Consider the following 23,971-nt stretch of genomic DNA (forward strand, 5'->3'; position numbering starts at 1 on the left):
TCTCAGGAGTTGCCGCTCGCCGTACCGGCCGTGGACGTGCTGCCGGCGCCGTTGCCACCCTTGGCCTTCTCGAAGGCGCGGCGGACGAGGTCGGTGCCGACTTCCAGCGCCGCGTCGAGGGCCCGCTGCGACAGGGTGCCGGCCTCCACCGTCTCCCCGGCGTAGACCGGCTGCTCCAGGGCGAGGGTGTCGCCGCGGGTGACGCGCAGGCGGCCGACCTCGCGGCCCTGCGCCACCGGCGCGACGAGCGGCCCCTGGTAGACCACCTTGGCGGTCACCCGGTCCGAGGTGCCGCGCGGCAACAGCAGGCGCACCGGCTTGTTGGCCACGACCGGCAGCGAGCCCTTCTCGCCGCCGAAGACAGAGACGTCCGCGATCGTCTCGTTCGCGTTGAAGACCTGCCGCGGCTCGAAGGCACGGAACCCCCATTCCATCATCTTGCGGGCTTCCGCCGCGCGGTCGCGCGCGGTCTTGAGGCCCGAGACCACCATGATGAGCCGCTGGCCGTTCTGCACCGCGGAGCCGGTGAGCGCGTAGCCCGATTCTTCGAGATAGCCGGTCTTCAGGCCGTCGGCGCCGATATCGAGGGTCAGGAGCGGGTTGCGGTTTTGCTGCTTGATCTTGTTCCAGGTGAACTCGCGCTCGGAATAGATCTTGTAGAACTCGGGGTAGGTGTCGATGAGGTGCTGGCCGATCCGCGCCATGTCGCGGGCCGTCACCTTCTGGTCGGGGGCCGAGTAGCCGGTCGCGTTGCGGAAGGTCGAGCGCGTCAGCCCGATCTCCTTGGCGCGCTGGTTCATCATCCCGGCGAAGGCGTCCTCGGTGCCAGCCATGTTCTCGGCGATGGTGATCGCCGCGTCGTTGCCCGACTGCACGATCAGGCCGCGCAGCAGGTCGGAGAGCTTGATGCGGCTGTTGACCTGCGCGAACATTGACGAGCCGCCGCCCCCGGCTCCGCCGCGGCGCCACGCGTCCTCGGTCACCGTGAACTCGGTGTCCATGGAGAGACGCCCCTCCTTGATGGCGCGGAACACGATTTCCGCCGTCATCAGCTTAGCCATGCTCGCCGGGGAGAACGGCTCGTCGGCGGCCTTCTCGAACAGCACCGAGCCGGACTCGGCATCGATCAGGATCGCGTGCGCGGCCGCCGTCTGGAAGCTTTGGGCGCGCGCGGGCGCCGGATGAAGAAAGGCACTGACGACCGCGGCCAGCATTCCCGCGAGCGCCCAGCGCGCCGCTCGGAACCGTCTCTCACTCATCCTGGCCTCTCCCACGATCCCGTTTGCCGCCCGCGCCGATCAAGCGTGACCTTAGCCCGGATACAATTCGATATCGAAGGCAAAGTTCGATCCCGCAGCGCGTCATGAGCGCGCCGAAGGGGCATGCATATGCTTGTGGAAAACCATGGCAAATCCCATATCAAGTCCATGAAATATCGACGCTTTCACCCCACGGATGCGCCGTCCTCCCGCTCCCGTTGTGCGCCTGCGCCGGCTTCGGACAGTGAGATGCAGGGCGCGTGGCGCACGCTGCCGCTCGAAGGCCGTTTCGAGGTCGTCTACGAGGACGCCCGCGGCGCCTGGACGACCCGCACGCTCGATGCGCGTGAGTTGAAGCTCGGCCCCGGCCGCACCCTGCTCGGCGGCACCGACCGGGCGCACGGGCTTTATCGCGGCTTGCGGGCCGACCGCATTCGCCGTCTCACCGAGCCTGCCACCGGCACGCGGATCGAAACCGGTATCCTTGATTGGCTGCTCGTCCGCGCCGAGGCGCAGCGCAGGGCCCGGAGCGCGCGCATCCCCCGCCGGGCTGCGTGAATGAGCGAAGTTTTCGTCGCGAAGCGCAATCGCGTGGGGACAAGAGGCCCCTCATCGGCTCGCGGTGACGCACGTCCTTCGGTATAGCCGGTTCTATGGAACTGATCTCCGCAACGCAGGCTCTGTCCGACGCCTGCACCCAACTCGCCGCGCAGCCGTTCGTGACCGTCGATACGGAGTTCATGCGCGAGACGACCTATTATCCGAAGCTCTGCCTGATCCAGATGGCCGGGCCCGACGGATTTGCCTGCCTCGTCGATCCACTGGCGAAAGGTCTCGATCTCAAGCCGTTCTTCGACCTGATGGCCGACGAGAGCACCGTGAAGGTATTCCACTCGGCCCGGCAGGATCTTGAGATCATCTGGCTGCTCGGCGGGCTCTTGCCGCACCCGTTCTTCGACACGCAGGTCGCGGCCATGGTCTGCGGCTACGGCGACTCGGTTTCCTACGAGCAACTGGTCAACGATGTTGCCAAGGCGCGCATCGACAAATCCTCCCGCTTCACCGACTGGTCGCGGCGTCCCCTGTCCGAGGCGCAACTCGCCTATGCCCTGTCGGACGTCACCCATCTCGTGACGATCTATCAGGTGCTCGCCGCCGAGTTGGTGAGCACCGACCGTGGCCTCTGGCTGGACGAGGAGATGGCGGTCCTCACCTCGCCGGAGACCTATCAGGCCGAGCCCGCCCAGGCGTGGCGCCGGCTCTCGGGGCGGATGCGCAAGCCGCGAGAGATCGCGGTGCTGATGGAAGTCGCCGCGTGGCGCGAGGCGGAGGCGCAGAGCCGCAACGTGCCCCGCGGGCGCATCCTCAAGGACGAGGCGGTGATCGACATCGCCACCGCCGGCCCCCGCAGCGTCGAGGCCCTGGGCCGTCTGCGCACCATCCCCGCCGGATTCGAGCGCTCGCGCACCGGCACCGAGATTCTCGCCGCGGTCGAGCGGGGCTTCGCCCGCGACCCGTCGCAGATCGCCGTTCCCGAGCGCAGCCGCGCCCGCGGCGGCGGCAACGGCGCCCTGATCGATCTGCTCAAGGTGCTGCTCAAGGCGGTGGCCGAGGCCGAGGGCGTGGCACCCAAGATCATCGCCACCGTCGATGACCTCGAAGCACTCGCCGAGGACGACGCGGCGGACGTGGCCGTGCTCCAGGGCTGGCGCCGCTCCCTGTTCGGCGACAAGGCCCTGGCGCTCAAGCACGGCCGCATGGCGCTCTCGGTCGAGCGCGGCCGGGTCACCGTGCGCGAACTGCCGTAAGCCTTCCCCGTCCGGCGGGCGATGCCCTGACGGCTCGGCCGTGGCGAACAGCTCCGTTCCGCGCCGAGCCCGCTGCCACGGCTCGCGTTGGCTGGGAAGAGCGGGGAACTGTCATCGCGGCACCTTGGCGTCGGAACGCAGGTGCCGTAGTCCGGGATTAAGTGGCAAACCATTTTGCCTCTCATTCCCGGCCGCTGACCCCTCCCATGTTCGAGCCGAACGAAGTCCTTCAGGTTCTGAGTGGCCGCGGTACCCTGTCCGCTCAGGGGATCGAGCCGGTCGCGGTCCGCTACAAGATCGTCATCGAGCGCCGTGACGGCATCGTGGTCGCCCATGGCAGCCTCACCGGCCGGCACGCGGCCCTGCGCCCGCTCTGGATCACGCCGGATGCGACCTTGCACCTGAAGGATTCCCGGAGCTTGCCTGTCTCTCTCACCGACCTCGTCGGCGACACCGCGGAGTTCGAGAGCACCGAACCGGTTGCGCTGGACTGACGTCGGCTCAACAGTGGGGCCGACTCACCGCCACGCTCCCCACCGTTCCATGACGCGCACCCCTACGCCTGCAACCCGAGAGGACGGGGCCGCATTCACGCTGGCCTGCCCCCAACCCTATGATTGGGCGCATCTCGAACGCTTCTTCGCCGACCATGCCAGCCCCGGTGTCGAAACCGTGACGCCCGGCCGCTATGCCCGCACCTTCGTCCTCGACGGGCGCCACGGCATCCTCTCCGTCACGCCCGAGGCGAGCGCTCTGTCGGTCCGCATCCGCGGCCTCGGCTCGGATTGCGAACACCAAAAAATCCTCGCGCGGGTGCGGGCGATGTTCGATCTCGACGCCAACCCGCGGGCGATCGGTGCCGGCCTCGGGCTCGATCCCTTCACCGCCGCCCTCGTGGCGCGTCGGCCCGGTCTGCGGATGCCGGGTGCCTTCGACGGGTTCGAATTGGCGGTCCGGGCGATCCTCGGGCAGCAGGTCTCGGTCGCCGCCGCGACCCGTCTCGCCGGCCGCCTCGTCGCGGGTTTCGGCACGCCCCTCGACGGAAAGACGTGGGGGGATGAGCCCGGTCTCACCCACCTGTTCCCGACGCCGGAGCAGCTCGTAAACGCCGAGATCTCACTCGTGCTCAACATGCCCCGCGCCCGCGGCCGGGCGATCCAGGGGCTGGCCGCGGCGATGCTCGCCACGCCGGATCTGTTCGCACCCGGGGGCGGACTCGATGAAACAGTCGCGCGGCTGAAGGCCCTGCCCGGCATCGGTGATTGGACCGCGCATTACGTCGCCATGCGCGCCCTGGCGCAGGCCGATGCCTTCCCGGCGGGAGATGTGGGGCTGATGCGCGCCCTCGATACCGGCGCCGGGCGTCCGAGCCGGCCGGCACTTCTCGACCGCGCGGCGGCCTGGCGGCCCTGGCGCGCTTACGCGGCGATCCATCTCTGGGCCGAGGATGCTGCACGGAGGATGCCATGATGATCCGTGATCCCGCCGTCGAAGATGAGGCCGGGTGGCGCCGGCTCTGGGCCGGCTACCTCGCCTTCTACGCTGAGACGCTGCCAGAGGCGGTCACCGCCGCGACATGGGCTCGCATCCTCGATCCGGCCTCGCCCGTGTTCGCACGGCTGGCGGAGCGGGACCGGACGCTCGTCGGCATGACGGTCAACGTCCTGCACGAGGCGACATGGACCACCGCGCCGGTCTGCTACCTGGAGGATCTGTTCGTCGCGCTCGAGGCGCGCGGCGGCGGGATCGGCCGGGCGCTGATCGCCGACCTCGTCGATCGAGGCAAGGCACGGGGCTGGTCGCGGCTCTACTGGCACACGCGAACCGGGAACGCGGAGGCCCGGCGACTCTACGAGCGCTTTGTCGCGGCCGACGACTTCTGCCGCTACCGCCTCGTGCTGTAAGCGTTAACGCCTCGTTTACCATGATGGCGTCACGGTTGGGCTCAGCGGAGAGAGCGATGAACCGACGAGTCGGCCGTACTTTCGATGTCCTCAGCGAGGCGCAGCTCGTGGCCGGGCGCACCGTCGCCCGCCGGGTCGCACCGGACGCGCTGGCGCCCCATGCCGGTCCGCGGCCGATCGCCCAGCTACTCGACACCATCCAGCACGTCGCGGAAGCCGCGACCGGCGAGCGCAGCTTCCTGCATGTCGGCGCGGCGCCGCGTCGGAAGGGCTGAGCGGGCGCGGATTTCTTCAGGCCGCGGGCGGTTCGCCGCCGAGTTCGATCAGGACGATTTCCGGCGGCACCCCGAAGCGGATGCCGACCCCGCTGACGCCGAGGCCGCCGGAGATGATGAGGTGGCGCCCGTCCTCGACCACATGGCCGTAGGCGAAGCGCTGGCCGTAGCGGGAGGGCAGCACCGGCGAGTAGCCCAGCACGCGGATCTGGCCGCCATGGGTATGGCCCGACAGCGTGAGGGAGACGCGGGCGGGCATTTTCACGAAGATGTCGGGCTCGTGCGCCATCAAGATCACCGGCGCCGTATCCGTCACCTTGGCCAGAGTGCCCGGAAGGTCGGCGAGGCTCCGGCGGCTGCCGAGCGGGAGGAACGGCTCCTGATCCGCGAGCCCAGCGAGCCAGAACGGCCGGCCGTAATGCGTCAGACGAACCGCGTCGTTCTCCAGAACCGGGATGCCGCGCGCTTCGAGCAGCCGCCGGATCTCGACGGGCCCCTTGCCCGCACGCATCGCCTCGGGATCGTCCCACCAATCATGATTGCCGAGGACGGCGTAGGTGCCGAGTGGTGCGCGCAGACCCTCGGCGAGCCGCGCGAAATCGGAGAGCGGCACCCGGTGCCACGTCACCTTCCGGCCGGCGGGATAATCGCCGAGCAGGAGGATCAGGTCGGGGGCGAGCGCGTTCGTCGCCGCCACGATCTCGGCCACCCGGTCGAGCGGCATGTAAGGCTCGCAGACATGGATGTCGGCGAGCACCGCGATGCGCAGCCGGTGGCCGGGGTCCCACCCCGGCGGCGTCAGGCCGTAGCGGGTCAGCGCGAGCCGGAACCGTGGTTCGACGATGAAGGCGTAGGCGCCCCCGGAGCCGAGCGTCAGCGCCGAGGCGCCGAATCCGCCGAGAACCTGCCTGCGAGTCGGAAGAATGAGCATGCCGCCAGAGCCGATGGCGCGGCGGCAGCGTCAAGCCTCAATCGACAGGCTCATCCTCGTGTACGAAGCGAACGGCCTTCCGGGCCTCGGCCTTGGCGCGGGCCGCTTTCATGGCAGCGCTGCCGACATGGACCGCGGCGGCGAGCGCCGGCAGGGCGACGGGGCGGAAATTCTCGCGATCCCCGGCCACGGTCACCGGGGGGGCGATGCCCGGCTCTGCCGCGAAGGTCGGGGTTCGGCTGGGGGCGTACATGGGTCCTGTCCTGTTTGCGCGTCGGGGCGACCGCAGTGGCTCGATCGTCTGCCTCGCGACCATGGCGAGGACGACCCTTCAACACCCCGCTCGTGGCGAGATTGCGAAGATGCCGTCCCTTCTGTGATCGACCCAACGACATGAACGGAAGCTTAAGACGGCGGATGAGCCTGAATTTCGCGCAAGGCGACAAATCGGGCACGGCCTATGGTCGCTTTTCGGCCACGCGATAGTGCATTGCAGCGGGGCCCATCTTGCAACGCCCTCCGTGGATTTACACCGGAAGAGCCGGTGACTTGATCCGCCGTCCGGATGCGCTTCTCATCGGGCCGGCATGGGTTGCAGGCCTTCCTGCGCGATCCAGGCCGCGGTGCGATCCAGGGCGCGGCTCAGGCGTTCGAACAAGGTGTCGATCTCGTCGGGCTCGATCACCAGAGGCGGGCAGACAGCGATGCGGTCGCCGGCCAGGAAGCGCACGATCAGACCCTCGTCCTGCGCGAAGGCGACGCAGCGCGCCGCCACCGCCGCCTTCGGCTCGAACTGCCGCTTCGAAGGCTTGTCGGCCACGATCTCGATGCCGCCGATCAGCCCCATGCCCCGCGCCTCGCCGACGAGGGGATGGTCGGCCAGCCGGGCCAGAGCCGCCTGGAAATGCGGCGCACGCTCCCCGGCCCGCTCGACGATGCGGTCGCGCCGGTAGATGTGCAGCGCGCGATTGGCCACGGCGCAGGCGACGGGATGCCCGGAATAGGTAGTCCCGTGGCCGAAGCCGCCGAGCTTGACGCTCTCGTCGAGCATCGCCCGGTAGAGCGGCTCGTCGATGCTGATGCCGCCGAGCGGCAGGTAGCCCGAGGTCAAGGCCTTGGCGAAGGAGAGGGTGTTCGGGCGCATGCCGAGCGCCTCGCTGCCGAACCACGTCCCGAGCCGGCCGAAGCCGCAGATCACCTCGTCGGCGACGAGGCGCACGTCGTAGCGGTCGAGCACCGCCTGGATCGCCGGGAAGTAGCCGGCCGGCGGCACGATGGCCCCGCCCGCCCCCATCACCGGTTCGGCGAAGAAGGCGGCGACGGTGTCAGGGTCCTCGGCAAGGATCTGCGCTTCGAGTTCCGCCGCGAGGCGCTGCGAATACGCTTCCTCGGTCTCGCCGGCTTCGGCGCCGCGGTAATGGTGCGGGCAGGCGGCGTGGAGAAAGCCGTCGATCGGCAGGTCCCAATCGGCGTGGTTGGCGGGAAGGCCGGTGAGCGAGGCGGTCGCGACGGTGACGCCGTGATAGCCCTTTTTACGGGCGATGATCTTCTTCTTGCGCGGGCGCCCCAGCGCGTTGTTCATGTACCAGAGAAGCTTGACCTGCGCGTCGTTGGCTTCCGACCCGGAAGACGTGAAGAAGATCTTCGAAGTCGGGACCGGCATCAGCTCTTTCAGCGTCTCGGCCAGCTCGATCGCCGGATCGTGGCTGCGGCCCGAGAAAAGGTGGGCGAAGGGCAGTCTGCCCATCTGATCGGCGGCTGCCTCGACCAACTCCTCGTTGCCGTAGCCCAGGGCCGTGCACCACAGCCCGGCCATGCCTTCGAGATAGGGGCGCCCGTCCGTGTCGTAGACCCAGACGCCGTGGCCTCGCTCCAGCACCAGCGGGCCCGTCTCCCGGAAGGTGGACAGGTTGGTGTAGGGGTGGATCAGGGTCTCGACGTCGCGGGCGGCGATGTTCGACAGCATGATGCAGCAGCCGGAAGTCTTCGCCGACGGGGCGCGCCGGCAACCCCGCCACACTAACGGCCGCAATCTCCCGCAGGAAGGCGCCGTTCGCCTCATCGATCAACACAACCGATCCGCTCGCGATGCTCGATCCGGCCACCATCGTCGCCGTGCCCGCTCCGGGCCGCGCCTGCGGCCCCTGCACCTTGTGCTGCAAGGTCTACGAGGTGCCCGCGGTCGAGAGTCCGGCGGGGCGGTGGTGCCGGCATGTCCGCTCCGGCGGCGGCTGCGGCATCCATGAGGACCGGCCCGACCATTGCCGGGCCTTCCATTGTCTCTGGATGACGGAGGTCTGGATCGGCCCGGAATGGCGTCCGGATCGGGCCAAGATGGTGCTCAGCCTCGACCCCGTGACCCGCTTCCTCAACGTTCAGGTCGATCCCGGTCAGGCGGGGGCTTGGAAGCGCGCGCCCTATCACGACCAGTTGCGGCGCTGGGCTGCGGCGTCACTGCCGCTGCGGCGCTACGTGCTCGTCCACGTCAACAGGATGACGACGGTCGTCCTGCCGGATCGGGACGTAGCCCTCGGCAGCTTCGAGCCCGGCGACCGTCTGGTCGGCCGGGAGCGGATGGGACCGGCGGGAATGACCGCCGATGTCGAGAAAGTTTCGCAGCCGGCTTGATACGAGCCTTCGCTAAAGCATTCGACCCTACAGCCCCCGAAGCTCGATGCCGGTGCGGCTCGGGCCGGCCTATCCAATCCGCTCGGACGTATCAGGTCATGCAACGTCCGGGGACCATGCGGCGCGCTTCCGGCCCGACGAGCGAGCTGAGCGGAGCCTCGCAGCCCTCCCGCGTCAGGCGACGGGGCTTGGCCGGCAACTCTTCCTGAGCCGAGCGGGCCGGCAGCGACTCCGAACGCGTGGACGGGCGGGGCGCTGTCGCCACATGGATCGGGGTAAGGGCGGTGGAATAGGGGCGCATACCCGGCAGCGGCGTGGCCGGCGCCTCGTAAGCGACGCGCGGAGCCGTCGGAGCCCCCATCGCATCGGCCTCCTGCCGAACCACCGGCAGCAGCAACAAGGTCATGATCGCAGCGGGAACACTCACACCGAGGGCGAAGCCGGTCCGAAGCATCTTTGCGATCTCCGATGGGAGCTTGACAGGTTGTCAGCACAACGCTGCTTGCAGATCTCCGGTTCCTTCACTGTCCCGCTTCGGATCAAATCAGTATTCTAGGCTTGATGGGCGCGCACGCTGTCGCAACGCGGCGGGCGGGTGGAGGCGGCGGTCGCCGGATGGCCGTGATATAAAAGCACCTGTGGATGAAAAATGTGATGGGTTCGGCGCCGGGTCCGGAACCCGGCTGATGGTAATCCGTTAAAGAATCACCCGGCCACTCTGGTCCTCCCCGCATTCCCCTTGTGCATCGGCCGGAACCTCTTCACGGGTCGGACAATGGTCCGGCCCGTTTTTTCGTGCGCATGCACAGCGGGCACTCTGCCAGCCAGTGATGGTCGTCAAGACGTTCTCGTCGCGCACGAAAAAAGGCGCCGGCCTTGCTGGTCGGCGCCCTCGGTTTCCGTTCTGAAGCTCAGGTTCAGGCGCTGTGCGCCTCGCGGCGGCGCGCGCTCTGCTGGAAGAACAGCGCCTGGCTGATGACGGCCGACACGTTTGCAGGTTGGAACGGCTTGGCGATGAGGAAGGCCGGCTCGGGGCGCTCGCCGGTGAGGAAGCGCTCAGGGTAGGCCGTGATGAAGATCACCGGCACCTCGAAGGTCTTCAGTAGATCGTTGACCGCATCCAGGCCCGACGAGCCGTCGGCGAGCTGGATGTCGGCCAGGATCAGGCCGGGGCGCTTGCTCTCGGAGGCGATCTTGACCGCTTCGGTGCGGGTGCGCGCCACGCCGATGACGTTGTGACCGAGGCCTTCGACCAGGGCTTCCAGATCCATGGCGATCAGCGGCTCGTCCTCGATGATGAGGATCTCCGTGGCCATGTCGGCGGCGAGCTCGCGGCCCGCCTCGTCCACGAGGTCGCGCACCTTGGAGACGTCCACGTCGAGGATCACGCCCGCATCTTCCTCCGAGAAGCCTTCGAGGCACGAGAGGAGGAACGCCTGCCGGGGCAGCGGCGTGATCTGGCCCAGTCGAACCTCGGCCGGCAGGTCGTGCTGCACCTGATCGCTGTGGCCGTTCACGGAGAGCGAGTTCCAAATCCGCGTGAAGACGCGAAAGAGGTCGGCCTTGACGTTCGTGCTGCGGCCGAGGGTCTCGGGCTCGTTGACCAGCGTTTCGAGGGTGGCCGCGACGTAGGCATCGCCCGCCACCTGACTGCCCGTGAGCGCGCGCGCATAACGGCGCAGATACGGAAGGTGCTGCACGACCAGTTGTGCTGTGGACATGAGTTCCCCTGAGCCTCTTCGCTCTTCGTTTGTCGCTGCGCCCCTAACGCGGGGGCTCGACGTCCGTTCCTGGCCTATGCGGAACCCCAGCCGCATGTCGGCGTTGCTGCTGCAGCCATGACTCATGTCAAGCTGCAAGACAATCGCGGCAGATGTGGCGCCAAGGGGATCTTGAAAGCATGAACGAGGACGAGCCGGCCGGCGCGTTCCCTTCCAGGGACCGGTCCACTCGAGGGCGTAGCGAAAATGGTTTGAATGACCAGACGCAAAGGCGCATCGGATCCCACCTACGCACCCTTTACGACTCCGTCGTTCAGCAGCCGATCCCGGATCGTTTTCGGGATCTGATCGCGCGCCTGGAAGACGATGTACCCAATCCGGAGGATTCGGCGAGCGCTTGAGCCGATATCTCTATACATCTTGAACGGTGCGAGCCGCCCCCGCTGCCGGGTGCGGCTCGTTTGTCATGGTCGCAAACGGCTACAAGGTCGGCGAACGACCGCGCATCAGGCCGATCACGGCCGAGATCGCGAACAGGACGATCGCAACGAAGAAGACGAGCTTTGCGGCCTCCATGGCCGTACCGGCGATGCCGCCGAAGCCCAGCAGGGCCGCGACGAGGGCAACCACCAGGAACGTAACAGCCCAACCGAGCATGTCGAACTTCCTTCCAAAAGAACTGGCGCGGCCCGTGCCGCGGCCTCTTGGAAGCAATAACGCCAAGTTTTCGTCGCAGGTTCCTTGTACGTTTCCAAGGCTGTGAACACTTTGTTACGGTGGGCCTGCGACCGTGCTACGCCCCTGGAACCGACTGGCAAATTCGACCGTTCGTCACCATCTTACCCCTAGACGATCAGACGACACTCAGACTTGATGATGTGAAGGAGGCCTTTGGCGTGCCCGCACAGAAAAAGATCCTCGTCCCCGGTATCGCTCAAGCGAAAGCCGTTCTGGAGGCCGCTGCACGGCTCGTTTCGGCGCTGTCACCCCAACCGGTTCTCCAGCCCATCCCCGTTCGCGTAAAGTCGATTCGCCGCCGCTAACGCGGCCGTTTTCGTTCGGCCCGAATGTGGTCGTCCCAAGCGCTGTCCCACCGGGCAGCGCTTTTTTCATGGCATCGAGCCGTCCACAGATACGATGCCTGCCGATGTGCCGCGCCGTTCGCCAGGCGGATCGAAAGAGGCCGGCGCCGCAATGCTTTGCGGTTCGGCGCGCCGTGAAAACGCAGGTGCAGCCATTCCTGCGTGGTTTGCCGACATTGTCCCCTCCTCGAGCGGCCGACTAGCTGGATCTCGGGCGAAACGTCCGGTCGGTTTCGTCTCCGTGGCGACCGCGCCGGATCGACGGGGGCGGCAACGATGGGGTTCGGCAAGCGCGCACCCGGCGCATGGGTGTCCGAGATACGGGTGGCCGAGACACAGGCGGCCAAGAGCGGTGCCGCCGCAGCACGAGTGCGCCCGCGGCGCAGCCTAGTCGCCACCGCGCTCGTAGGTCTGCTGATCGGCTTTGGGGTGATGAGCGCGACGACGAGGGTGCGTGCCGCGGAGCGTGGCCTGCTCAACGGGCTGTTCGAGACGATCTTCGGGGCGGCAAGCCCCGCGCCCGCAACGATCGCCAAGCCGGCCCCGAGGGCACCCCGGCGCTACGCGTCGCTCCCCGACATGCGGCGCGTTGCCGGACATCGCTTCGTGCAACGAACGCCGCGCCTCGATATGCGTTCGACGCCCATTCGCGCCCGAGCAAGGGTGGAGTCTCCGGCCTCCTTCGCCGCAGGAACGCGGACCGTCTGCATGCGCCGGTGCGACGGGTACATCTTCCCCCTCGGCCGCCTGCGTGCGCGGGCCGATCTCCCTGTTCATGCGGCGGCTTGCGCCGCGGCCTGTCCCAATGCACCGACCGAATTGTTCACCCTAGCGCCGGGGCGGGGCGAACTCGAGCAGTCCGTTGCCCTCGACGGCCGACCCTATCTGCGCGCCTCAACTGCCAACCTCTACCGCCGCACCCGCGTCGAGAACTGCTCCTGTCAGCCGCCGGGCGCCGTGGGCCTGTTGATGCCGTTGGCCGAGGACCGAACGCTGCGTCCGGGCGACGTCGTCGCGTCGGAGGAGGGAGCGGATCTCGTCGCGGGCCTCTCGCGCACGGGGCCGGCGCTCGTCGATTACCGCGTCGCCGCCTTGAGCCGGCAGCATCGCAACGCCATCGAGGATCGCGTCGGCGCCCTGCGTCGCGATGCGGCGACCGCGGCGTTCCGTGAAGCTCTGCGGGCGAAGGGGAACGGCTCGCGACGCCTGCGGGTCGCCGAGGCGCAGATCCTGATGCTGCCGACCGTCGGGGCTTCCTCCGGTTTTGCGCCGGTCGTTTCGCGCGGCGAAGGGTTCGGGGCGGTTCGCGTCGTGTCACCCTCGCCCTTCGGACATTGATCGCTCGGCCCCACGAACGCGCCCCACGAACTCCGCCCCACGAGTTGGCGAAAGCGCCGGGCTGTCGTAGGCGGGCGTCACCCTCGTCGCATCGAAGCCGTCGTCTATGAGTGAATCGTCCGCGGACGCGCAGGCCCCCTCCCCCGGTTTCGAGAGCACCCTGCCCGCCGCGGGGCAAACGGAGGCGCTGAGCCCCCTCGTGCGGCGGCGGATCTGCCCCAATGGCGGCCCGTTCACCGCGAGCGGAACCTGCTCCTACATCGTCGGGCGCGGCCGGGTCGCGGTGATTGATCCGGGGCCGGCGGATGCCGGGCATGTCGAGGGTTTGTTGGCCTCGCTCGACGGCGAGGAGGTAGCGGCCATCGTTGTCACCCACACCCACCGCGACCATTCTCCCGGCGCGCGTCTCCTGCAGGCGCAGACCGGCGCACCGATCATCGGCTGCGGTCCGCACCGGGCCGCACGGCAACTCGCTGAGAACGAGCTGCCCATCCTCGATGCCAGCGCCGACCGCGACCATCGGCCCGACCGGGAATTGGCGGACGGCGAGACCCTGGCCGGCGAGGGCTGGACGCTGACTGCCGTCGCCACGCCCGGCCACACCATGAACCACCTCGCCTTCGCTCTGCCGGAGGAGAACGTGCTGTTCTCCGGCGATCACGTCATGGCGTGGTCGACCTCGATCGTTGCGCCGCCCGACGGGTCGATGCGGGCCTACATGGAATCGCTGGAGCGGCTGCGGGAGCGGGGCGAGACGCTGTACTGGCCGGGCCATGGCGGGCCCGTGCGCGATCCGCGCCGCTTCGTGCGCGGCCTCGCCGCTCACCGCCGCCAGCGGGAGGCAGCGATCCGCGCTCGGCTGGCCGCGGGCGATCACGACATCGCAACCATCGTCTGCACCGTCTATCAGGGGCTCGCCCCGCATCTGCGGGGTGCGGCGGCCCTCTCGGTCTTTGCCCATCTCGAGGATCTGGTGGAGCGGGGCCTCGCGGTCACCGAGGGCCCGCCCCTGCTCGGGGGAGCGTTCCGCCCCGCCTGAAGCATTGTCCTGGATATCGGATCCAGGACAATGCTTTCGTCCCTTGTTGTTGCATCATCTTTTCCGAAAGCCTGAGGCCACCTTTCGGGATGATGCGCTGAGCCCCGATTCTTTGAGTCGTTATTTCAGGGCGATGGCGAGGTTGGCGACCTCGTCCAGATAGGAGCGGATGCGGTCGGCATTGTCGCCGAAGTCGCGGTCGCCGATCCGGGAGGCCGAGCGCACGTCGATGCGCGCGCCGTCTGCCCGCGGATGCACCCGCACGGTGATGTCGGCGGGTAGGTTCAGGATCCGGGTATGGGCCACCGCCTCGATGCGGCCGTTGCCGACCCGCCCGCCGGGCCGGATCGCCTCGACGATCTGCCACTTCCGGTTCACCGCCGCCTTGCGGGCCAGCTCGAAGGCTTCATCGGCCTCCACGTCGAGCGTGAGCGGTGCGATCTGCGGATAGGCCGTTCGCTGCGCCTCTCGGGCCGCCGGTCCGGGTTCGGCCGGGTAGCGGCCGTCCCGGGCGGCGAAGGCAAGGCGCGAGCGCGAGAAGGCGGGCGGACGCTCGGTATCCGTCGTCACATCGGTCAGTGCCGGCAAGCGCACGCCCTTGAGCGCGGCATAGGCCGGATAGGCCAGAACGAGGCTCGCAACGAACAGCCCGCCGACGGCGGCGCCGAGCCCGCCAGCGCCCTCCCGCCAGACCCGCGCCATCGCGAACAGGGCCAGCGCCACCGCGATGACGGAGAGCGCGACGCCGCCGCCCAGCACGGCAAGGGCCGCTGACGGTTCCGCCGAAGGGCTGCGCACGATCAGTACCGCCATGGCGGTCACGATCAAGGAGAACAAGGCGAGCGTTCGCGCGTAGCGGCCGGCCCGGGTCACCGGTTCATCGAGAAGCTGACGGCGCATGGCCCCGGAGACGAATGAGGAAGAGAAGAAGACGAGGATAACCCGCCCGGCAGTCTACAGGCTGGGGGTGAGGCGCGCCACTCGGCTGTCCGGGATGCATCCCTCTGCTACAAGCTGGACGGACATGTCCGAGCGTCAAGACCGCCCCGTATCGAACACCGAACCCGTCGATCCGCTCCGGGTCTGGTTTCGGTTCATCCGCCTCAGCCGGCGGGTGACCGCTGCGGTCGCCACAGAGTTGCGGGAACTCGGTCTGTCGATCCCGCAATTCGATGTGCTGTCGACGTTGAGCGAGCGTGAGGGGCTGACGCAGCAGGAGCTGGCGGCCCGGCTCTACGTCACGAAGGGCAACGTCTCCGGCCTCATCGACCGCCTCGTCGAGGCCGGTCTCGTAGAGCGTCGCCCGATCCCCGGTGATCGCCGTTCCCACGCACTTCATCTCACGGAGGCCGGCGCACGAGTGGCTGCCCGCGGGATCGCGGCGCAGGCTGACTATGTCGCACGCACCCTTGGCCGGCTCGACGAAGCCGATCTCCGCATGTTCGAAGATCTCGTCGTCAAATGGCGTGAATTGGCCCGCTCGGACGCCGCGTTCTGACAGTCCGCTCGTCGCTCCAAAAAAACAGACGCCCTCGGCGCCTGTCGAATAGAAATATATTTCTTGTTCTGAGAAGGCTGGGCGGTCGGGCGCGAAACTCGCGCCCGTCACCGCCTCAGCCGGATTAAGCCTCGCCCGTGCGACCGGTCGATTGACCACCCTTGCGGCCAGCCGAAGAGGCCAGTTCACGATCCTGCGAGAACGACCGCTTATCCGCCGGGACGGAACGACCGCCCTTACTGGCGATCTCGCGCTGCCGTTCGATATTCATGGAAGCAAAACCTCGCTTCGAGGTGGAATTACCAGATGCCATCAACGCCTCCTCAGGCTAACTCTTCACACCCCTCTCAACCTTCATCCCAATCGATTGTTCCTTGGCTGTATCGAGCGCCGGGTCCGGGGAAACCCCTGTCTCATCCACACGTTAGCGCCGCACACGCCAACGAACTGCGCGGACTTGTGAACGCGTCTCCACAGGCCATCCACAGCCGAGAGGAACCGGGATGACGAACCGATATATGGTAAAGCCTTCGCTTGCAGCCAAGGCTGCCCCGGCTTCGAGAGGCGCGGTTGCCCCCGAGCCGAATAGGACGCCGCTGCCAGCCATGCCGGCCCCGGAAGACAGCCCGACGCCGAAGACGCACGAGGAGCCCACGGATTCGCCGCAGCCTAATGCGAGCGCGAAGCGCGAGAAGCCGGGTCCCGGCGAGATCGGACTCTCGACCCGGCGTTGATCGGTATCTGCGGCATTATGTTGCCGTTCGCGTGAGCCGATCAGGCGGTCGTGTCGGATCTCATTTTCAGGGACGTCAGCAAGCAAGCGAACCGCGACTTTGACACGGTTCGCAGGTGCGTCTACCCGCGGCCCTTTCCGCCTGCCGCCCAGGGGACGCATCGGAGTGAGTCCATGACCCTCGACACCGAGGTGATGTCCCTGCGGCAGGTGCCGTTGTTCCGCGAGGTGGAACCGTCCCGCCTCAAGCTTCTCGCTTTCACCAGCGAGCGGGTGCATTTCGAGGCGGGACAGGCCTTCTTCGCGCGCGGTGAGGCAGCGGACGCGGCCTATCTCATCCTCGAAGGATCGGCGGCGGTGTCGATCGACGGCCCGTTTGGCCCGGTCCGTCTCGCCCTGCTCGGCCCCAACGCTCTCGTCGGCGAGATGGGCATCCTGGCCGATCAGCCGCGCTCGGCGACCGTCACCGCGGACATTGCGACGACGGCGCTGCGGATCGACCGCGACGTCTTCATCGAATTGCTCGCGCAGTTTCCGCAGATCAGCATCGCCGTCATGCGCGAACTCGCCCTGCGTCTGGAGCAGACCAATCAGCGCCTGGCCGAGCGTGTCGGCAACGCTTGAGCTAATCGAAGACCTGAGCGTCCGACGCCGCTTTCTGAAAGTGAGCGACGTGGGCGCTCAGCGATACTTCCAGCCCCACTGGCCGTAGATCGGATAACTCCGTCGGCGCGCCTCGTATTCGGCGCCCGGATCGTTCGGCCGGTAGCCGTTGCGATAGGCATAGGGGCTCGGCTCGATATAGCCGGGATTCTGGAGTTCCTGACGCAGGTACCCGTCGCCCTCGCCCGATGACCCGCCACCGGAGCCGAAGGCCCAGACCGGACCGGCTGGTAGGACCGCTGCGGACAGAGCCAGCGTCGTGATCGTCAGGCGTCGCATCGCTCGCTCCATCGTCCCTCGCCGCCCCTCACCATCGGTCAACGATCGGCCGTCATCGCCGGTTGCGCCATCCGCGGTGCATTTACGGTGTCGGATAGGTGATGAACTCCATGAGCGAGCCGTCCGGATCACGGAAGTAGACGCTCACGCCCTGCCCCGCCGCGCCGTTGCGCTCCACCGGCCCGAGTTCGGCCGCTACGCCGTGGGCGGTGAGATGCGCCATCGCGTCCTCGATCGAGCCCGACCAGCGGAAGCACAGATCGCTGCCTCCGGGCATCACCGGCTCGCGCGCCCGCGGTGACCCGATTTGACCGGGGCCATGCACATTGAGCTGCACCCCGCCAAACCGGAACGCGACCCCTTTGCCGATCGGGATCACCTCGGCCCGCAACACGTCCCGGTAGAAGGCTGTCGAGCGCTCCCAGTCGGAGACGTGGATCACGCAATGGTCGAGGTGGATCGCCGGTGCCAGTGATGCGACGTCGGCGCCTGCCTCTACAACGAGTTCGGTTTCGGTCTTTGTCTCGGGCATGGGACGTCGCCTCCTCACGCGATCTTGTGCGGCAGATAACGCGGCCCGGGCCCGCGGCCAGACGGCCTCACGGCAACGTTCCTCCGCCGATGCGGCCTCGAAGTCACACCCGATCTGCTCAAGGACGGGTAGTCATGGCGGATGATCTGCAACGCCAACCCGCCCCCGTCGGCGGTGACAGGAGCCGCGATGGCAGCCCCCCGAACCGCTGATAAGACGGCGCGCACCAGCACCCGTCGAGTCTTGCTCGCCGCGTTTTGCCTCATTCCGCTGGCGGCCTGCCAATCCTCGAAGCCGGGCCGGATGGCCGGAGGCGACGACGATGCGGCCTGGTACATCGGTACGATGCCCGACAAGCCGTTCGACGTGCCGCTGGTCGATCGGTCGCGTATCGACCCGAAGTACCGCCGTCAGGAAGTTGCCTATAGCGGTCCTGAGGTGCCGGGCACGATCGTCGTCGATATCGATAAGCGTCATCTCGCCCTGGTTCAGGAGGGCGGCACGGCGCTCCAATACGGCGTCGGCGTCGGCAAGGCCGGCTTCTCCTGGAAGGGTGACGCTCGCATCGGCCGCAAGGGCGTGTGGCCGGATTGGAGCCCAACCACGACGATGGTCTCGCTCAATCCGGGCATCGAGCGCTCGCGCAAGGGCGGCATCGACAACCCGCTCGGCGCGCGGGCGCTCTACCTCTACAACGGCAACCGCGACACGCTGTTTCGCATCCACGGCACCAACGAGCCGTGGAGCATCGGCGAGCAGATGTCCTCGGGCTGTGTGCGCATGCTCAACGAGGATATCGTTGATCTCTACGAGCGCGTCCCCGTCGGCGCCCGTGTGATCGTGAAGCGCAGCGGCAAGTATCGCGCCTGAGGACGCCCTCGCATCCAACTGTCACCTCGGATCCTGCCCCTGACGGTCAGCCTCCCTATGAGGCGTGGCCAGGCGCGGGCAGGGGATGGCCGATCCGGCGACGTAGGATCGAGCAGGAAGGAGCCGCTGGATGCTGATCGGCGTGCATTACCCGAAAGCGGGCGGTTCATCCGTGGGAATGGCCCTCACGGAGACCTATGGCGCGCGTCTATTGCGCGATTACGACGAGGCGCCTCCCCGCGTCGACTCACCGGTGACGTTCGATCCGATCGGCTATTTCGCGCGCGACTTTGCGATCCCGGCCGGCATCGAGTGCGTCTACGGTCATCTTCACATCAACAAATATCGGCGCATCCCTGACGCGCGGCGATTCGTGATGCTGCGCCATCCCGTCGATGCATTGATGTCGACGTATTTTTATTTCCAATCGGTTCCCGATAATGTCGGTGGTATTCTCCTTCAATATATCAAAAAGAATAAGCTGACGGTCTTGGAAATGGCGCGTATTCCGACCTACTCGCATTTGATGTCGAGAACGTATTTTGGCGGTGTCGATATGTCGTGCTTCGACCTCATCGGCCGTCATGATCGGCGGGACGTATTCTTCGCTTCCCTATCGGCGCTGGCGGAACAGCCGATCAATCCCGACCACGAGATCAACGTGACGCCGCGATACGACGAGAGATCGGAAATGCTCGGCGACACGCAGTTGATATCGCGCCTCAACCATATCCTGAGGGACGACGTCCGCTTCTATGAGCGTCACGCCTACAGGGACTGACGATCTGGACGGGCTGCCCGGACGTAAACCGCCCGGCTCGACGTCCCGAATGAGGAACCGCAGCCGGGGCCGGAGCATTTTTCCATTGCGGCCAAGCTTGGCCGTGGAGTGTGCGCATGACCATCACCGTGTCGAACCTGCAGCCGATCATCGCGATCCTGGCGGGCATCCTCATCCTGATCGCGCCGCGGCTCCTGAACTATATCGTCGCGGTCTACCTAATCGTCGTTGGGTTGATCGGCCTGGGTGTGCTGCGTCATTTTTCTTGAACCGCGCCCCGTGACGCTCGAAGCGGCTCGGACGAAACGCGCTGAACGCGCGCGCAAGGTCCCTGTCGTATGAGGTGCGTACTTTCGTTCCTGACAGCGCCTTCACATCGTCACTCCCGGCCGCGGAGCGACACGAAGCTAATCCTTGCACTGCGGCATGAGATGCGCCACGCCCGCGTGAACGGCGCTAAGGTCGCTACATCCGTCCAGCGGAGAGCCTGATGACGAAATGGGTCTATTCCTTCGGTGATGGCAAGGCCGAGGGCGAGGCGTCGATGCGCAACCTGCTCGGCGGCAAGGGCGCGAACCTCGCCGAGATGTCCAATCTCGGCCTTCCGGTCCCCCCTGGCTTCACCATCACCACCGAAGTCTGCACCTACTACTACCAGCATGGCGAGACCTACCCGGCCGAGCTCACCGACGCGGTGAAGGAAGCCCTGGACAAGGTCGGCACGCTCACCGGCCGCCGCTTCGGCGATGCCGAAAAGCCGTTGCTCGTCTCGGTCCGCTCCGGTGCGCGGGCCTCAATGCCGGGCATGATGGACACGGTGCTCAATCTCGGCCTCAACGACGCCACCGTCGAGGCACTGGCCAAGGACGCCGAGGACGAGCGCTTCGCCTACGATTCCTACCGCCGCTTCATCACGATGTACTCGAACGTCGTGCTCGGCGTGGAGCACCACGCCTTCGAAGAGGCGCTGGAGCACTACAAGGAGCAGAAGGGCCTCACCCTCGACACCGACCTGAAGGCCGATGACTGGAAGCACCTGATCGGCGTCTACAAGAAGATCGTCCGCGACGAGCACGGCTCCGACTTCCCGCAAGGGGCGGAGGACCAGCTCTGGGGCGCGATCGGCGCGGTGTTCGATTCCTGGATGATCCCGCGGGCCAAGAAGTACCGCGAGCTGAACCAGATCCCCGAGAGCTGGGGCACGGCGGTGAACGTCCAGGCCATGGTGTTCGGCAACATGGGCGACACCTCTGCCACCGGCGTCGCCTTCACCCGCAACCCCTCCACCGGCGAGAGCGCGCTCTACGGCGAGTTCCTTATCAACGCCCAGGGCGAGGACGTGGTGGCGGGTATCCGCACGCCGCAGGACATCACCGAGAAGGCGAGGCTGGAGGCGAAGTCCGACAAGCCGTCGATGGAAAAGGCGATGCCCGAGAGCTTCGCCGAGCTGACGCGGATCTACGGGATCCTCGAAAAGCATTACCGCGACATGCAGGACATGGAGTTCACCATCGAGCGCGGTAAGCTCTGGATGCTCCAGACCCGCAACGGCAAGCGCACCGCCAAGGCGGCCCTGCGCATCGCCGTGGAACTCGCGGGCGAGGGCCTGATCTCGAAAAAAGAGGCGATCAAGCGCATCGAGCCCGGCGCACTCGATCAGCTTCTGCACCCGACCATCGATCCGGATGCCGAGCGCAAGGTCATCGCCACCGGCCTGCCGGCTTCGCCCGGCGCGGCGGTCGGCGAGATCGTGTTCAACTCGGAAGCTGCCGAGACCGCCAAGAAGGCCGAGCGCCGCTGCATCCTCGTGCGTATCGAGACCTCGCCGGAGGACATCCACGGCATGCACGCGGCCGAGGGCATCCTCACCACCCGCGGCGGCATGACCAGCCACGCGGCGGTGGTCGCCCGCGGCATGGGCAAGCCCTGCGTCTCCGGCGTCGGCTCGATCCGGATCGACTACAAGGCGCAGACGCTCACCGTCGGCGGCGTCACCCTGAAGGCGGGCGACGTCATCACCATCGACGGCTCGACCGGCCAGGTGATCCAGGGCGAGGTCAAGATGCTCCAGCCGGAGCTGTCGGGCGATTTCGCCGCCCTGATGGAGTGGGCGGACGCCGTCCGCACCATGAAGGTCCGCACCAACGCCGACACCCCAGCCGACGCCCGCGCCGCCCGCAAGTTCGGCGCCGAGGGCATCGGCCTGTGCCGCACGGAGCACATGTTCTTCGAGGGTGACCGGATCATCGCCGTGCGCGAAATGATCCTCGCCGACGACACCGAAGGCCGCCGCGCGGCGCTGGCCAAGATCCTCCCCTACCAGCGGCAGGACTTCGTCGAGCTATTCACGATCATGTCGGGCCTGCCCGTCACGATCCGCCTGCTCGATCCGCCGCTGCACGAGTTCCTGCCGCACACGGACGAGGAGATCCGCGAGGTGATGTCGGCCACCGGCATCAGCGAGGACAAGATCCGCAACCGCATCCGCGAACTCTCCGAGCACAACCCGATGCTCGGCTTCCGCGGCTGCCGCCTCGCCATCGCCTTCCCCGAGATCGCGGAGATGCAGGCCCGCGCGATCTTCGAGGCCGCGATTCAGGCCGCCAAAGACACCGGCGCCCCGGTGACATCGGAGGTGATGGTGCCGCTGGTGTTCACGCGGATGGAGTTCGACATCGTCAAGGCCCGCATCGACGCCATGGCCAAGGCCGTGTCGGAGGAGACGGGTGCCACGCTCGACTATCAGGTAGGCACGATGATCGAGCTGCCCCGCGCCGCGCTCAAGGCCGGCGAGATCGCCGAGACCGCGGAGTTCTTCTCCTTCGGCACCAACGACCTGACCCAGACGGCGCTCGGCATCTCTCGCGACGATGCCGCAACCTTCCTCGGGCCCTACACCCAGAAGGGCATTCTCGCGGTCGATCCGTTCGTATCGATCGATCAGGAGGGCGTCGGCGAATTGGTGAGGATCGGCGTCGAGCGCGGCCGTGCGACCCGCGCCGGGCTCAAGCTCGGCATCTGCGGCGAGCATGGCGGTGACCCGGCCTCGATCGCCTTCTGCCAGGAGGTCGGACTCGACTACGTGTCCTGCTCGCCCTTCCGCGTGCCGATCGCCCGCCTCGCGGCGGCGCAGGCGGCCCTCGGCAAGGACGCCTGAGAAAACGACCCACGCCTCCGCGGGCATGACCCGCGGGGGCCTTCCGGGAGGTCGGGCAAGCTTCGCAATAATTTTGCGGACAGCGGCCTGAACCCGTGTCGCACGGGCACGTTACCTGCTAGCCGGAGTCCATAGCGCGGAGAGCGCCGATTGGTCTTCCGACCAGGGCATTCGCGGGACTTCCAGGCATGTCGCACCCCGACTCCCCCTCTGCCCTCCTCGATCATCGCGCCATCGTTCCCGGTCACCGGGCGATGCAGGCGGCCTATCTCTGGATCATCGCTGCGTTGACCGCGGCGGCCGGTGTGACCGGGCTCGTCTACTTCGAGGCCGACCGCAACGACCGCGAGGCGGGCCGGATGATCGTCGCCGCCCAGAATAGCAGCGGCTACGCCGCGATCCTCGTCAACGGCCTGATCCAGCAACACGTCCGCCCGAACCCTTAACCGTCCGGCAACCACGTTCGCGATTAAACTCCGCTCATGAGGAACGGGCGCCCCGGCTTGGTCTAAGCTAGGCCTTCCGGCCGCTCGTGAACGTGGAGTGTCGGCGTTGCGTACGAGGCGCATTCGAGGCCTGGGGCTTGGCCCCCGCTGGATCGTCTCGGCCGTGGTGCCGTGGATGCTGGCGAGCGGCCTGCTGGTTTCCTTCACCGCCACCGCGGGCACCGACGCGACGCTCCGCTCCGGGCGGCTGTCCGAGCGGGATGTTGCCGCGACAAGTGCGCTGGTCGCCTCCACGACGTGGAGCCCCGACGTCATCGATGCCGGTCTGGTGGCGCCCGGCACCTCCCATGAAGCCGAGCCGGGAGAGGACGGACTCCCCGCGCTTGCCGACTCGGACGGCGCCACCCCCGCCACGCCCCGCGCCGTCGCGCTATCCTCGGTGACGCCGGCGCCCGCCGACGCGACCCCGATCGAGGTCGCCGCGGCGAACCTCGCGCTTCCCGGCTTCTCGGCTCGTCTCGACCGCGGCCCCTCCGCCCTCGATCCGCAGATGACGGCGCCGGAGGCCAAGTCCCATTATGCCGACCTGATCGATCCCAATGCGATGGACCGCGAGCAGCGCTGCCTCGCCGAGGCCGTCTATTTCGAGGCGCGCAGCGAGCCCGAGGAGGGTCAGGCCGCCGTCGCACAAGTCATTCTGAACCGCGTCAAGAGCGGGCTCTACCCGTCCTCGGTCTGCGGCGTCGTCTACCAGAACCGCCACCGCTTCATGGGTTGCCAGTTCTCCTTCGCCTGCGAGGGCAAGTCGCTGCGCATCACCGATGCGGAATCCTGGCGCAGCGCGACCCGCGTCGCGAGCGCGGTCATCGACGGTCGCACCTATGTCAGCGAGGTCGGCGGCGCGACCCACTACCACGCCGATTACGTGCGCCCCGGCTGGTCGCGCCGGCTCAAGCGCAAGGACATGATTGGGCGACACATCTTCTATCAGCTGAAGCCGAACCAGACGTGATGCCGTTCGACGCTG

Annotated in this window: 29 protein-coding genes; 18 read left to right on the top strand and 11 right to left on the bottom strand. The window is 67.4% G+C overall.

Features of this window, described 5'->3' with window-relative positions:
* Positions 1 to 2 precede the first annotated feature (2 nt).
* Positions 3 to 1,259 carry a D-alanyl-D-alanine carboxypeptidase family protein gene (locus MKK50_RS01230; protein WP_437178542.1) on the bottom strand — a complete coding sequence of 419 codons (1,257 nt, stop codon included), beginning with the start codon at positions 1,257 to 1,259 and terminating at the stop codon, positions 3 to 5.
* A gap of 168 nt (positions 1,260 to 1,427) precedes the next feature.
* On the opposite strand from MKK50_RS01230, the gene MKK50_RS01235 reads away from it, so the two are divergent.
* The 6 genes from MKK50_RS01235 to MKK50_RS01260 all read left to right on the top strand — a co-directional run bounded on the left by MKK50_RS01235 (position 1,428) and on the right by MKK50_RS01260 (position 5,246).
* Positions 1,428 to 1,817, top strand: a complete 390-nt coding sequence (locus tag MKK50_RS01235; RefSeq protein WP_499019865.1) for a hypothetical protein — start codon at positions 1,428 to 1,430, stop codon at positions 1,815 to 1,817.
* A 95-nt stretch (positions 1,818 to 1,912) separates the two neighbouring features.
* Positions 1,913 to 3,067 carry a ribonuclease D gene (rnd, locus tag MKK50_RS01240; RefSeq protein WP_499019810.1) on the top strand — a complete coding sequence of 385 codons (1,155 nt, stop codon included), beginning with the start codon at positions 1,913 to 1,915 and terminating at the stop codon, positions 3,065 to 3,067.
* A gap of 206 nt (positions 3,068 to 3,273) precedes the next feature.
* Complete coding sequence (locus MKK50_RS01245; protein WP_499019813.1) at positions 3,274 to 3,561, top strand: hypothetical protein; 288 nt, start codon at positions 3,274 to 3,276, stop codon at positions 3,559 to 3,561.
* Positions 3,562 to 3,610: 49 nt separating this feature from the next.
* On the top strand, positions 3,611 to 4,537 hold the full coding sequence (locus MKK50_RS01250; RefSeq protein ID WP_499019815.1) for a DNA-3-methyladenine glycosylase family protein: 927 nt from the start codon (positions 3,611 to 3,613) through the stop codon (positions 4,535 to 4,537).
* The gene (locus MKK50_RS01255; protein ID WP_499019817.1) at positions 4,534 to 4,971 is read left to right on the top strand and encodes a GNAT family N-acetyltransferase; all 438 of its coding nucleotides are present in this window, start codon (positions 4,534 to 4,536) and stop codon (positions 4,969 to 4,971) included. Before MKK50_RS01250 ends, MKK50_RS01255 begins: the two co-directional genes overlap by 4 nt.
* A 56-nt stretch (positions 4,972 to 5,027) precedes the next feature.
* Positions 5,028 to 5,246: a hypothetical protein gene (locus MKK50_RS01260; RefSeq protein ID WP_003599481.1), complete on the top strand. Its 219-nt coding sequence runs from the start codon at positions 5,028 to 5,030 to the stop codon at positions 5,244 to 5,246.
* Positions 5,247 to 5,262: 16 nt separating this feature from the next.
* Here the strand turns inward: MKK50_RS01260 and MKK50_RS01265 are convergent, their stop codons facing one another.
* The 3 genes from MKK50_RS01265 to MKK50_RS01275 form a co-directional block, all read right to left on the bottom strand.
* Positions 5,263 to 6,177 (bottom strand): metallophosphoesterase, encoded by a 915-nt coding sequence (locus tag MKK50_RS01265; protein WP_499019819.1) that lies wholly within the window; start codon positions 6,175 to 6,177, stop codon positions 5,263 to 5,265.
* Between the two features lie 37 nt (positions 6,178 to 6,214).
* The gene (locus MKK50_RS01270) at positions 6,215 to 6,430 is read right to left on the bottom strand and encodes a hypothetical protein (RefSeq protein ID WP_499019822.1); all 216 of its coding nucleotides are present in this window, start codon (positions 6,428 to 6,430) and stop codon (positions 6,215 to 6,217) included.
* Positions 6,431 to 6,751: 321 nt separating this feature from the next.
* Positions 6,752 to 8,143, bottom strand: coding sequence for an aminotransferase (locus tag MKK50_RS01275; RefSeq protein WP_253371544.1), 1,392 nt, complete (start codon positions 8,141 to 8,143; stop codon positions 6,752 to 6,754).
* Positions 8,144 to 8,265: 122 nt separating this feature from the next.
* On the opposite strand from MKK50_RS01275, the gene MKK50_RS01280 reads away from it, so the two are divergent.
* Positions 8,266 to 8,805 (top strand): CxxCxxCC domain-containing protein, encoded by a 540-nt coding sequence (locus MKK50_RS01280; RefSeq protein WP_499019825.1) that lies wholly within the window; start codon positions 8,266 to 8,268, stop codon positions 8,803 to 8,805.
* A gap of 91 nt (positions 8,806 to 8,896) precedes the next feature.
* Here the strand turns inward: MKK50_RS01280 and MKK50_RS01285 are convergent, their stop codons facing one another.
* Together MKK50_RS01285 and MKK50_RS01290 are read right to left on the bottom strand one after the other, a co-directional pair.
* Positions 8,897 to 9,259, bottom strand: a complete 363-nt coding sequence (locus MKK50_RS01285) for a hypothetical protein (RefSeq protein ID WP_253371548.1) — start codon at positions 9,257 to 9,259, stop codon at positions 8,897 to 8,899.
* 463 nt (positions 9,260 to 9,722) lie between these two features.
* Positions 9,723 to 10,526 (bottom strand): response regulator, encoded by an 804-nt coding sequence (locus MKK50_RS01290; RefSeq protein WP_060770309.1) that lies wholly within the window; start codon positions 10,524 to 10,526, stop codon positions 9,723 to 9,725.
* Between the two features lie 179 nt (positions 10,527 to 10,705).
* On the opposite strand from MKK50_RS01290, the gene MKK50_RS01295 reads away from it, so the two are divergent.
* Positions 10,706 to 10,927 carry a NepR family anti-sigma factor gene (locus MKK50_RS01295; protein ID WP_499019828.1) on the top strand — a complete coding sequence of 74 codons (222 nt, stop codon included), beginning with the start codon at positions 10,706 to 10,708 and terminating at the stop codon, positions 10,925 to 10,927.
* 79 nt (positions 10,928 to 11,006) lie between these two features.
* On the opposite strand, the gene MKK50_RS01300 is transcribed toward MKK50_RS01295, so the two are convergent.
* Entirely contained in the window at positions 11,007 to 11,183 is a 177-nt protein-coding gene (locus MKK50_RS01300) for a DUF1328 domain-containing protein (protein ID WP_003599466.1), read from the bottom strand.
* A gap of 749 nt (positions 11,184 to 11,932) precedes the next feature.
* Here MKK50_RS01300 and MKK50_RS01305 point away from each other — a divergent pair.
* Together MKK50_RS01305 and MKK50_RS01310 are read left to right on the top strand one after the other, a co-directional pair.
* A complete protein-coding gene (locus MKK50_RS01305; RefSeq protein ID WP_499019829.1) occupies positions 11,933 to 12,946 on the top strand; it encodes a DUF2865 domain-containing protein in 1,014 nt (337 codons plus the stop codon).
* Between the two features lie 106 nt (positions 12,947 to 13,052).
* Positions 13,053 to 13,985: an MBL fold metallo-hydrolase gene (locus tag MKK50_RS01310; protein ID WP_499019831.1), complete on the top strand. Its 933-nt coding sequence runs from the start codon at positions 13,053 to 13,055 to the stop codon at positions 13,983 to 13,985.
* A 120-nt stretch (positions 13,986 to 14,105) separates the two neighbouring features.
* Here the strand turns inward: MKK50_RS01310 and MKK50_RS01315 are convergent, their stop codons facing one another.
* On the bottom strand, positions 14,106 to 14,885 hold the full coding sequence (locus MKK50_RS01315) for a DUF1499 domain-containing protein (protein ID WP_499019833.1): 780 nt from the start codon (positions 14,883 to 14,885) through the stop codon (positions 14,106 to 14,108).
* A 124-nt stretch (positions 14,886 to 15,009) separates the two neighbouring features.
* Here MKK50_RS01315 and MKK50_RS01320 point away from each other — a divergent pair, with 124 nt between their 5' ends.
* Positions 15,010 to 15,483: a MarR family winged helix-turn-helix transcriptional regulator gene (locus MKK50_RS01320; RefSeq protein ID WP_499019866.1), complete on the top strand. Its 474-nt coding sequence runs from the start codon at positions 15,010 to 15,012 to the stop codon at positions 15,481 to 15,483.
* A 124-nt stretch (positions 15,484 to 15,607) separates the two neighbouring features.
* On the opposite strand, the gene MKK50_RS01325 is transcribed toward MKK50_RS01320, so the two are convergent.
* Positions 15,608 to 15,796 (bottom strand): con-10 family general stress protein, encoded by a 189-nt coding sequence (locus tag MKK50_RS01325; RefSeq protein ID WP_012254235.1) that lies wholly within the window; start codon positions 15,794 to 15,796, stop codon positions 15,608 to 15,610.
* A 594-nt stretch (positions 15,797 to 16,390) separates the two neighbouring features.
* On the opposite strand from MKK50_RS01325, the gene MKK50_RS01330 reads away from it, so the two are divergent.
* Entirely contained in the window at positions 16,391 to 16,840 is a 450-nt protein-coding gene (locus MKK50_RS01330; protein WP_253371560.1) for a Crp/Fnr family transcriptional regulator, read from the top strand.
* A gap of 57 nt (positions 16,841 to 16,897) precedes the next feature.
* On the opposite strand, the gene MKK50_RS01335 is transcribed toward MKK50_RS01330, so the two are convergent.
* Together MKK50_RS01335 and MKK50_RS01340 are read right to left on the bottom strand one after the other, a co-directional pair.
* Positions 16,898 to 17,158, bottom strand: a complete 261-nt coding sequence (locus MKK50_RS01335) for a hypothetical protein (protein ID WP_499019835.1) — start codon at positions 17,156 to 17,158, stop codon at positions 16,898 to 16,900.
* An 82-nt stretch (positions 17,159 to 17,240) separates the two neighbouring features.
* A complete protein-coding gene (locus MKK50_RS01340) occupies positions 17,241 to 17,690 on the bottom strand; it encodes a VOC family protein (RefSeq protein ID WP_499019837.1) in 450 nt (149 codons plus the stop codon).
* Between the two features lie 189 nt (positions 17,691 to 17,879).
* Here MKK50_RS01340 and MKK50_RS01345 point away from each other — a divergent pair, with 189 nt between their 5' ends.
* The 6 genes from MKK50_RS01345 to MKK50_RS01370 all read left to right on the top strand — a co-directional run bounded on the left by MKK50_RS01345 (position 17,880) and on the right by MKK50_RS01370 (position 23,956).
* On the top strand, positions 17,880 to 18,560 hold the full coding sequence (locus MKK50_RS01345; RefSeq protein ID WP_499019840.1) for a L,D-transpeptidase: 681 nt from the start codon (positions 17,880 to 17,882) through the stop codon (positions 18,558 to 18,560).
* 130 nt (positions 18,561 to 18,690) lie between these two features.
* A complete protein-coding gene (locus MKK50_RS01350) occupies positions 18,691 to 19,341 on the top strand; it encodes a hypothetical protein (RefSeq protein WP_499019842.1) in 651 nt (216 codons plus the stop codon).
* A 116-nt stretch (positions 19,342 to 19,457) separates the two neighbouring features.
* On the top strand, positions 19,458 to 19,610 hold the full coding sequence (locus MKK50_RS01355) for a DUF3096 domain-containing protein (RefSeq protein WP_003599447.1): 153 nt from the start codon (positions 19,458 to 19,460) through the stop codon (positions 19,608 to 19,610).
* A 221-nt stretch (positions 19,611 to 19,831) separates the two neighbouring features.
* On the top strand, positions 19,832 to 22,498 hold the full coding sequence (gene ppdK, locus MKK50_RS01360) for a pyruvate, phosphate dikinase (protein ID WP_499019844.1): 2,667 nt from the start codon (positions 19,832 to 19,834) through the stop codon (positions 22,496 to 22,498).
* Positions 22,499 to 22,686: 188 nt separating this feature from the next.
* Positions 22,687 to 22,944, top strand: a complete 258-nt coding sequence (locus MKK50_RS01365) for a hypothetical protein (RefSeq protein WP_499019846.1) — start codon at positions 22,687 to 22,689, stop codon at positions 22,942 to 22,944.
* Between the two features lie 106 nt (positions 22,945 to 23,050).
* Positions 23,051 to 23,956 (top strand): cell wall hydrolase, encoded by a 906-nt coding sequence (locus MKK50_RS01370; RefSeq protein WP_499019848.1) that lies wholly within the window; start codon positions 23,051 to 23,053, stop codon positions 23,954 to 23,956.
* The last annotated feature ends 15 nt before the right edge of the window (positions 23,957 to 23,971 follow it).

Source organism: Methylobacterium sp. J-043 (genome assembly GCF_022829505.1).
Taxonomy (GTDB): Bacteria; Pseudomonadota; Alphaproteobacteria; order Rhizobiales; family Beijerinckiaceae; genus Methylobacterium; species Methylobacterium extorquens_A.

What these genes read in the sequence shown, in the direction of transcription:
- MKK50_RS01230 (WP_437178542.1), bottom strand. Translation starts at nt 1,259, where the DNA reads ATGAGTGAGAGACGGTTCCGAGCGGCGCGCTGGGCGCTCGCGGGAATG.
- MKK50_RS01235 (WP_499019865.1), top strand. Translation starts at nt 1,428, where the DNA reads ATGAAATATCGACGCTTTCACCCCACGGATGCGCCGTCCTCCCGCTCC.
- rnd (WP_499019810.1), top strand. Translation starts at nt 1,913, where the DNA reads ATGGAACTGATCTCCGCAACGCAGGCTCTGTCCGACGCCTGCACCCAA.
- MKK50_RS01245 (WP_499019813.1), top strand. Translation starts at nt 3,274, where the DNA reads ATGTTCGAGCCGAACGAAGTCCTTCAGGTTCTGAGTGGCCGCGGTACC.
- MKK50_RS01250 (WP_499019815.1), top strand. Translation starts at nt 3,611, where the DNA reads ATGACGCGCACCCCTACGCCTGCAACCCGAGAGGACGGGGCCGCATTC.
- MKK50_RS01255 (WP_499019817.1), top strand. Translation starts at nt 4,534, where the DNA reads ATGATGATCCGTGATCCCGCCGTCGAAGATGAGGCCGGGTGGCGCCGG.
- MKK50_RS01260 (WP_003599481.1), top strand. Translation starts at nt 5,028, where the DNA reads ATGAACCGACGAGTCGGCCGTACTTTCGATGTCCTCAGCGAGGCGCAG.
- MKK50_RS01265 (WP_499019819.1), bottom strand. Translation starts at nt 6,177, where the DNA reads ATGCTCATTCTTCCGACTCGCAGGCAGGTTCTCGGCGGATTCGGCGCC.
- MKK50_RS01270 (WP_499019822.1), bottom strand. Translation starts at nt 6,430, where the DNA reads ATGTACGCCCCCAGCCGAACCCCGACCTTCGCGGCAGAGCCGGGCATC.
- MKK50_RS01275 (WP_253371544.1), bottom strand. Translation starts at nt 8,143, where the DNA reads ATGCTGTCGAACATCGCCGCCCGCGACGTCGAGACCCTGATCCACCCC.
- MKK50_RS01280 (WP_499019825.1), top strand. Translation starts at nt 8,266, where the DNA reads ATGCTCGATCCGGCCACCATCGTCGCCGTGCCCGCTCCGGGCCGCGCC.
- MKK50_RS01285 (WP_253371548.1), bottom strand. Translation starts at nt 9,259, where the DNA reads ATGCTTCGGACCGGCTTCGCCCTCGGTGTGAGTGTTCCCGCTGCGATC.
- MKK50_RS01290 (WP_060770309.1), bottom strand. Translation starts at nt 10,526, where the DNA reads ATGTCCACAGCACAACTGGTCGTGCAGCACCTTCCGTATCTGCGCCGT.
- MKK50_RS01295 (WP_499019828.1), top strand. Translation starts at nt 10,706, where the DNA reads ATGAACGAGGACGAGCCGGCCGGCGCGTTCCCTTCCAGGGACCGGTCC.
- MKK50_RS01300 (WP_003599466.1), bottom strand. Translation starts at nt 11,183, where the DNA reads ATGCTCGGTTGGGCTGTTACGTTCCTGGTGGTTGCCCTCGTCGCGGCC.
- MKK50_RS01310 (WP_499019831.1), top strand. Translation starts at nt 13,053, where the DNA reads ATGAGTGAATCGTCCGCGGACGCGCAGGCCCCCTCCCCCGGTTTCGAG.
- MKK50_RS01315 (WP_499019833.1), bottom strand. Translation starts at nt 14,885, where the DNA reads ATGCGCCGTCAGCTTCTCGATGAACCGGTGACCCGGGCCGGCCGCTAC.
- MKK50_RS01320 (WP_499019866.1), top strand. Translation starts at nt 15,010, where the DNA reads ATGTCCGAGCGTCAAGACCGCCCCGTATCGAACACCGAACCCGTCGAT.
- MKK50_RS01325 (WP_012254235.1), bottom strand. Translation starts at nt 15,796, where the DNA reads ATGGCATCTGGTAATTCCACCTCGAAGCGAGGTTTTGCTTCCATGAAT.
- MKK50_RS01330 (WP_253371560.1), top strand. Translation starts at nt 16,391, where the DNA reads ATGACCCTCGACACCGAGGTGATGTCCCTGCGGCAGGTGCCGTTGTTC.
- MKK50_RS01335 (WP_499019835.1), bottom strand. Translation starts at nt 17,158, where the DNA reads ATGCGACGCCTGACGATCACGACGCTGGCTCTGTCCGCAGCGGTCCTA.
- MKK50_RS01340 (WP_499019837.1), bottom strand. Translation starts at nt 17,690, where the DNA reads ATGCCCGAGACAAAGACCGAAACCGAACTCGTTGTAGAGGCAGGCGCC.
- MKK50_RS01345 (WP_499019840.1), top strand. Translation starts at nt 17,880, where the DNA reads ATGGCAGCCCCCCGAACCGCTGATAAGACGGCGCGCACCAGCACCCGT.
- MKK50_RS01350 (WP_499019842.1), top strand. Translation starts at nt 18,691, where the DNA reads ATGCTGATCGGCGTGCATTACCCGAAAGCGGGCGGTTCATCCGTGGGA.
- MKK50_RS01355 (WP_003599447.1), top strand. Translation starts at nt 19,458, where the DNA reads ATGACCATCACCGTGTCGAACCTGCAGCCGATCATCGCGATCCTGGCG.
- ppdK (WP_499019844.1), top strand. Translation starts at nt 19,832, where the DNA reads ATGACGAAATGGGTCTATTCCTTCGGTGATGGCAAGGCCGAGGGCGAG.
- MKK50_RS01365 (WP_499019846.1), top strand. Translation starts at nt 22,687, where the DNA reads ATGTCGCACCCCGACTCCCCCTCTGCCCTCCTCGATCATCGCGCCATC.